The organism is Actinocorallia aurea (assembly GCF_054783995.1).
The window spans coordinates 454,174-460,786 of the sequence record NZ_BAAGPQ010000015.1 but is presented as its reverse complement, the minus strand read 5'-3'; the positions used below and the strand labels follow the sequence as shown (position 1 = coordinate 460,786).

The following is a 6,613-nucleotide window of genomic DNA, read 5'->3' as shown; positions in this document are numbered from 1 at the left end:
ACCGCCGCAATACACTTGGGAAAGGCCCCGAACTTCGGTTCGGGGCCTTTTCGCATTTCCGCACCTGGAAAAGCCTTTCGGCCGTCTCGGTCCCACCTGTTTCCGGGCGGCACGGGGCCGGAGGCACGGTGGTCAGGCGCGGTACTTGAGTTCGTCCGTGGCCAGGCGCATGAGGCGGTCGCCGTCGATGGTGTGGCCGAGGCCCGGCTGGGACAGGGGGACTGCCACGACGCCGCCGGTGGCGCGGAGCGGCGGGTCCAGGTATTCGGGGCCGCCGACGAATTCGGTGATGTCGCTGGGGAGGGTGCAGCCGGGGAGGCTGGCGAGGGCGACGGACGCGGCCTTGCCGATGCCGAAGACGCCGGAGCCGCCGCACCAGATGTCCCAGCCCGAGGCGTAGGCCAGGTCGTGTGCTGCGCGGGCGGCGGTGAGGCCGCCGAGGGTGCCGACGCGGAGGCTGAGGGCGCGGCCGGCGTCGAGGCCGATGGCGGCCTGGAGGGTGTCGAGGTCGGTGATGTCGGGGGCGACCGCCGCGCGGACCGCCCGCTGGAGTTCGGCGTGCGGGGCGAGGTCGACGAAGGGCCGTTCGATGGCGACGAGGTCGTAGGCGTCGAGTGCTTCGAGGGTGCCCAGGTGCTCGGGGGTGCCGTCGTAGGTGTGGTCGCCGTCGACCTGGAGGGCGAGGGTGGGAAAGGCCTCGCGGACGGTGCGCAGTGGTTCGAGGTCCCAGCCGGGCCGGATCTCCAGGGTGATCCGGGAGAAGCCGCCGCCGATGTAGCGGTTGACGAGGGTCGGCAGGATGTCGGGTGTCGCCTGGAGGGGGATGCGGGCGCCGGTGACGACGGAGGTGCGGGTGCCGCCTAGCGCGTGCGCGACGGGCACGCCGTGGAGGCGACCCCAGAGGTCCCAGGCGGCGATCTCGGTGGCGGCGGTGGCGCGGGGCCCGCCGAGCGCGCGCAGGCCGCCGAGGTCTTCGGGGTGGTCCCATTCGAGGTGGGGGAGGGCAGGGCCGATGCGTTCGCGCAGGTCGGTCCAGGTGTCGTCGTCGAGGAGGGCGCATTCGCCCCAGCCGACGGTCCCGTCTTCGGCGGTGAGCCGGACGAGGACGCTCTCGGGGCGGCGCCCGCGGTGCAGGGCGACACGGAAGGCCCTGAATTCCCGGATCGACGGCACGGTCACCCCTCTCGACGACGTTGTCTACCCGTCCATGATCTCACGGCCGACCCCACCCCTCGTGAACCAAGCAAGTGCTTGGTAAGCTGCGCGGCATGACGGTTCCCCAGTACCCGGCCCCGCGCGGCCTGCTCGAAGGCAAGGTCGTCGTCATCACCGCGGCAGCGGGCGCGGGAATCGGCGGCGCGACGGCCCGCCGCTGTCTGGAGGAGGGCGCCCGCGTGGCGATCTCCGACGCGCACGAGCGCCGCCTCGCCCAGTCCGCCGAGGACCTCGCCAAGGAGTTCGGCGCGGACCGCGTCACCTCGGTCCCGTGCGACGTGACCTCCGAAGAGCAGGTCCAGGCCCTCTACGCGCACGCGGTCGCGGTCTTCGGCCGCATCGACGTCGCGGTGAACAACGCGGGCCTCGGCGGCACCGACGACCTGGTCGACATGCCCGACGAGCGCTGGGACCGCGTCCTGGACATCACCCTGAACGGGACCATGCGCTGCACCCGCGCGGCGCTGCGCCGGATGCGCGACCAGGGCGACGGCGGCGTGATCGTCAACAACGCGTCGGTGATCGGCTGGCGGGCGCAGAAGGGCCAGAGCCACTACGCCGCGGCCAAGGCCGGCGTGATGGCCCTGACGAGGTGCGCCGCTCTGGAGGCCGCGGAGTTCGGCGTCCGGATCAACGCGGTGGCACCCTCTCTGGCGATGCATCCGCACCTGGTCAAGGTGACAAGCGAGGAACTGCTCGCCGAACTCACCTCCCGCGAGGCCTTCGGCAGGTACGCCGAGCCGTGGGAGGTCGCGAACGTGATCGTCTTCCTGGCCGGCGAGTACTCGTCCTACATGACGGGCGAGGTCGTCGCGGTCAGCAGCCAGCACCCCTGAGCGAGGAGAACAGCTATGGCAGAGGCCTACATCGTCGACGCGGTCCGCAGCCCCGTCGGGCGGCGCAACGGCGGGCTGGCGGAGGTCCACCCGGCCGACCTGGGCGCGCACGCGATCAGCGCGCTGATCCGGCGCACGGGCATCGACCCGGCGGCCGTGGACGACGTGGTGTTCGGCTGCGTCGACACCGTCGGGCCGCAGGCCGGGGACATCGCCCGGACGGCCTGGCTGGCCGCGGGCCTGCCCGAGGAGGTCCCCGGGACGACCGTGGACCGCCAGTGCGGATCGTCCCAGCAGGCGGTGCACTTCGCCGCGCAGGGCGTCATGTCGGGGACGCAGGACCTCGTGGTCGCGGGCGGCGTGCAGAACATGTCGAAGATCCCGATCGCGTACGCGATGACGGCGGGTGTCGCACTGGGCTTCGCGGGGCCGTTCGCCGGTTCGACGGGCTGGGAGGCCCGCTACGGCGACCAGGAGGTGTCGCAGTTCCGCGGCGCCGAGATGATCGCCGAGCAGTGGGGCATCACGCGGGAGGCCATGGAGGAATTCGCTTACAGCTCGCACCAGCGCGCGCTCAGGGCGATCGACGAAGGCAGGTTCGCCAAGGAGATCGCGCCGATCGCCGGGGTGGAGCACGACGAGGGACCGCGCCGCGACACGACGCTGGAGAAGATGCGCGGCCTGCGGACGCTGGTGGAGGGCGGAAGGCTGACCGCGGCCTTGGCCTCGCAGATCTCCGACGGCTCCGCGGCGCTCCTCATCGCCTCGGAGCAGGCCGTCCGCGACCACGGGCTGACCCCGCGGGCCCGGATCCACCACCTGAGCGTGCGCGGCGAGGACCCGGTGCGGATGCTGAGCGCGCCGATCCCCGCGACGTTCCACGCGCTGAAGAAGGCGGGCATGTCGATGGACGACATCGACGCGGTAGAGATCAACGAGGCGTTCGCCTCGGTGGTCCTGGCCTGGTTGAAGGACACCGGCTACGACCCGGAGAAGACCAACCCGAACGGCGGCGCCATCTCCCTCGGCCACCCCCTCGGCGCGACGGGGGCGCGGCTCATGACGTCGCTGCTGGGCGAGCTGGAGCGGACCGGCGGAAGGTACGGCCTCCAGACGATGTGCGAAGGCGGCGGGCAGGCCAACGTGACGATCATCGAGCGCCTCTGAACCGGCCGCCTCTGAGCCTCCGCTTGCGGTAGCCGCCGTCCTCCAGTCCCGCGAGCCGTTCGAAGGGGTTGTAGGAGGCCCAGTCGCCGCACAGCGCGTACGACACGAGGACGCACGCCACGTAGGGGAGGAGCATCACCACGCCCAGGCACCACGCGTACTGGGTGGCGTGCCTCCCCTCGTGGGTCAGGAGTCTCGGCCTGCCCTCCAGCATGCGCAGGTCGCGAAACACGATGACGTTGCCGAGGGTGAAGGCGGGGGCGACGGGTAGCGGAAGCCGGTAGCCGTCGGCCAGGAGCAGTCCGTCCGGGCCGCGCCGTACGATGCCGCGCCCTCCGAGCCGTGCGAGCACGATGCCCAGGGGCGTCGAGAGGTTCACAAGGTTGACGGCCTGCCTTAGCCGGTGCTTCGCGCGCATGTCTTCAAGTGTCCGGAGCGCGGCGCCGCGCCGTCCACTCTCAGGACGGGCAGGTGGCGTCGAGGGAGGAGGCGGAGCCGAGAGCGTGCTCGGAGCCTCCTGAGGCGGAATGGTCCACGGCGGTCGTAGACGCGGCCGCGTCCTGCCCGGCGGAGCGGCGCAGCGCCTGGGACGAGTGCGCGGGTGAGGTGAGCGCCTTGGCCGAGAGCCGCTGGATGAGCGCCCAGTCGGGCGCGGAGGTGTCGATCAGGGGCGGGGTGAACTGGAGGCTCGTGATCTTCCCGCCGTCCTTGACCCGCCCGGCGAGCTTCACCAGCGAAGGCAGCATCTTCTGCGGGACGTCCGTGGAGATCGTGTGCCGCGCGGCCACCGCGAGCTGCTCGAACCGGGTGAGGACGCGGCCCGCGTCGGCCTGGCGGACGATGGCGCGGATCAGGCACTTCTGCCGCGCCATGCGCACGTAGTCGCTGCTGTAGGTGCGCGAGCGCCCGTACCAGAGGGCCTCGGTGCCGTTGAGGCGCCGGTATCCGGCGGCCAGGCGCCCTTCGTCGTACTTGCCGAAGGTGATGTCCTCGGGGATGCGCAGCCAGACGCCGCCCATCGCGTTGACGAGCCCGGCGAACCCCCGCATGTCGACGAGGGCGTAGTAGTCGACGGGAAGGCCGAGGACCCCGGCGACGGTCTCCTTGAGCAGCGCGGGCCCGCGCCTGCCGTCGGGGACACCGGGGACGATCTCCGGGTGCTCCTCGGCGTACTGGTAGATCTCGTTCAGTAGGCCGGGGGTGAGGGGTCCGTCGCCGGCGAAGCCCTCAGGGAACCGCTGCCGGGCGGGGCCCGCGGGCATGGGCACGTGTTCGAGGTTGCGGGGCAGTCCGAGCAGCACGGTGTCGCCGGTGCGGGTGTCGACGCTGGCGAGGGTGACGCTGTCGGTGCGCACGCCGAACCGGTTGCTGCCGGAGTCTCCGCCGAGGAGCAGGATGTTGAGCCGCTTCCGGCCGGCCAGGATCCGCCCGTCGCCCTTGTCGGCGTGCCCGCCGAAGATGGCGGTCAGGGTGTCGCGGGCGACGAAGGTGCTGTGCGCGGCGAACGCGAACGGCGCGGCGATCACCAGGCACAGGCCCGCGACGGCCCCGACGGCCAGGACGCGGGAAGGCGCGCCGAGGCCCACCGGGCGGACGAGCCGCCACGACGCCGCGATCACGAGGATCCAGCCGACGGCCAGGGCGAGGCAGCCGATCATCATGAGGGTCAGCCAGTCGGGACGGAGGGCGAGTTCGGCGACGCGGCCGCGCCAGCTAGTCGCGCCCAGGCCGATGGCCATGAAGGCGACCGTGTAGGCGGCGACGAGGGCGGCTCCTGTCAGGCGGCGGCCTGAGGCCAGATGCGCCACCCCCCACAGCAGGGCCGAAGCGAGGGTGAGCGAGAACGCCCGGACCAGCTGTCTGCCCTGCTCATGCCGCATGGACCCTCCCCCGATCTCGGCCCCATGGACTCCGAGGAGAGGTGTGCCCGTGAATTCGGCCCGCATCTCGGTCACGAGCAGGTCCTGCCCAAATCATGGACGGCGCTGACCCGGCCGCGACCGTCGGCGGCGACGGCACGGGCGGCGGTCCGGCGGATCAGCCCGTAGTCGGGTGTGCCGGGCGTGATCAGCGGCGGCTTGAACTGCACGCTCGTGACGGGGGCGGTGCGGACGCGTCCCGCGAGGTCCACGAGCGCCGGGAGGAGCCCGCGGGGGAGATCGGTGTGCACGGACCGCCGGAAGGCCTTGGCGAGCTTCTGGAAGCCGCGCAGGACCTTCAGGGGGGTGGCCTGCCGCGAAAGCTCCCACAGCAGGCACTTCTGCCGGTCCATCCGGGCGTAGTCGCTGCTTCCGGTGCGCGAGCGCCCGTACCACAGGGCCTCCCGGCCGTTCAGCTCGGCGCATCCGGCGGGGATCGCGCCCGCGGGGATCTGCTCGCGAGGCACCGGGACGGCCTTCGGGACGCAGACGCGCAGCCCGCCCAGGGCGTCGATGATGCGGCGGAAGCTGCGCATGTCGATGAGCGCGTAGTGGTGGACGGGCAGGCCGAGCACGTGGGAGACGGTGCGCTTGAGCAGTTCGGCGCCGGGCCGCGCGGCGCCCGAGGGGATCCGGTGGCCCTCCCCGTATTCGTAGACGGCGTTGAGGAGCTGTTCCCCCGCGAATGGCACCGCCTGGAAGCCGTCCCACACGGGGACGTGCTGCAGGTTGCGGGGAAGGCTCAGCAGGACCGTGGAGCCGTCGCGGGTGTCGATGCTGGCGACGGTGATGCTGTCGGTGCGCACGCCGGTGCGGCCCACGTCGGCGTCTCCGCCGAGGAGGAGGACGTTGAGACGGCGCGGGCCGGTCCAGTGGGCGCCTTCCGCGCCGGGGAAGGAGCCGGCTCCCGGGGCTCCGTCCGGATCGGTGAAGATCCCGTTGATCAGGTCGCGCTGGACGTCGCCGTAGTGGGCGACCGCCAGGGGAGGAGTGGCGGCGAGAGCGCACAGCAGCCCTACGGAGACCGCGCCGACGAACCGTACGCCCGCCGAAGGGGCCATCGGCCGGATGGCCGCGTAGGACGCGATGATGACGCCGGTCCAGGCCATCGCCGCGAGGATCGCGCCGCAGATGATCGCGGTGAGCCATCCGGGGCTGACCGCGGCCTCGGCCGGGGAGGGCCCGAAAGCGGCGAGGACGAGCACGGCAGCCGTCCAGGACGTCACCCAGCCGAGGAGGATCAGCCGCCCGGTCCGCACCCGGCCCGCCCGCAGGTGGGCGAGACCGGGCACGAGGGCCGAGACGGCCGTCGCCAGCAGCGCAGTCGCGAGACCCGACGCGCCGAGCGGCCGGCGTGCCGCGCGGAAGGTGGGGGCGGCGCTGAACAGGTGGTTCTCCATGGCCGAGCATGATCACAGCGCGCCGTTCCATGATCACGCAGCCGGACCGCCGGATGGCGCGCCCATCACCGTGCCC

General features: G+C 72.4%; 6 protein-coding genes. 2 read left to right on the top strand and 4 right to left on the bottom strand.

What is annotated here, in order from left to right:
• Positions 1-132: 132 nt before the first annotated feature.
• On the bottom strand, positions 133-1,173 hold the full coding sequence (locus ACYVOM_RS21925; protein ID WP_460305315.1) for an enolase C-terminal domain-like protein: 1,041 nt from the start codon (positions 1,171-1,173) through the stop codon (positions 133-135).
• Positions 1,174-1,268: 95 nt separating this feature from the next.
• Between ACYVOM_RS21925 and ACYVOM_RS21920 the strand changes: the two genes are divergently transcribed.
• A complete protein-coding gene (locus ACYVOM_RS21920; RefSeq protein WP_460305314.1) occupies positions 1,269-2,051 on the top strand; it encodes an SDR family oxidoreductase in 783 nt (260 codons plus the stop codon).
• Between the two features lie 15 nt (positions 2,052-2,066).
• Positions 2,067-3,218 carry an acetyl-CoA C-acetyltransferase gene (locus tag ACYVOM_RS21915; RefSeq protein ID WP_460305313.1) on the top strand — a complete coding sequence of 384 codons (1,152 nt, stop codon included), beginning with the start codon at positions 2,067-2,069 and terminating at the stop codon, positions 3,216-3,218.
• On the opposite strand, the gene ACYVOM_RS21910 is transcribed toward ACYVOM_RS21915, so the two are convergent.
• From ACYVOM_RS21910 to ACYVOM_RS21900, 3 genes are all read right to left on the bottom strand, one after another.
• Positions 3,202-3,636 carry a hypothetical protein gene (locus tag ACYVOM_RS21910; protein WP_460305312.1) on the bottom strand — a complete coding sequence of 145 codons (435 nt, stop codon included), beginning with the start codon at positions 3,634-3,636 and terminating at the stop codon, positions 3,202-3,204. The two genes, ACYVOM_RS21915 and ACYVOM_RS21910, sit on opposite strands and share 17 nt — an antisense overlap.
• Positions 3,637-3,676: 40 nt before the next feature.
• Positions 3,677-5,098, bottom strand: coding sequence for an LCP family protein (locus ACYVOM_RS21905; protein WP_460305311.1), 1,422 nt, complete (start codon positions 5,096-5,098; stop codon positions 3,677-3,679).
• A gap of 71 nt (positions 5,099-5,169) precedes the next feature.
• Entirely contained in the window at positions 5,170-6,537 is a 1,368-nt protein-coding gene (locus tag ACYVOM_RS21900; protein ID WP_460305310.1) for an LCP family protein, read from the bottom strand.
• Positions 6,538-6,613 lie beyond the last annotated feature (76 nt).

Excerpts from the sequence above, each read along its gene's own strand:
- ACYVOM_RS21920 (WP_460305314.1), top strand. The coding sequence starts at position 1,269 with ATGACGGTTCCCCAGTACCCGGCCCCGCGCGGCCTGCTCGAAGGCAAG.
- ACYVOM_RS21915 (WP_460305313.1), top strand. The coding sequence starts at position 2,067 with ATGGCAGAGGCCTACATCGTCGACGCGGTCCGCAGCCCCGTCGGGCGG.
- ACYVOM_RS21910 (WP_460305312.1), bottom strand. The coding sequence starts at position 3,636 with ATGCGCGCGAAGCACCGGCTAAGGCAGGCCGTCAACCTTGTGAACCTC.
- ACYVOM_RS21905 (WP_460305311.1), bottom strand. The coding sequence starts at position 5,098 with ATGCGGCATGAGCAGGGCAGACAGCTGGTCCGGGCGTTCTCGCTCACC.
- ACYVOM_RS21900 (WP_460305310.1), bottom strand. The coding sequence starts at position 6,537 with ATGGAGAACCACCTGTTCAGCGCCGCCCCCACCTTCCGCGCGGCACGC.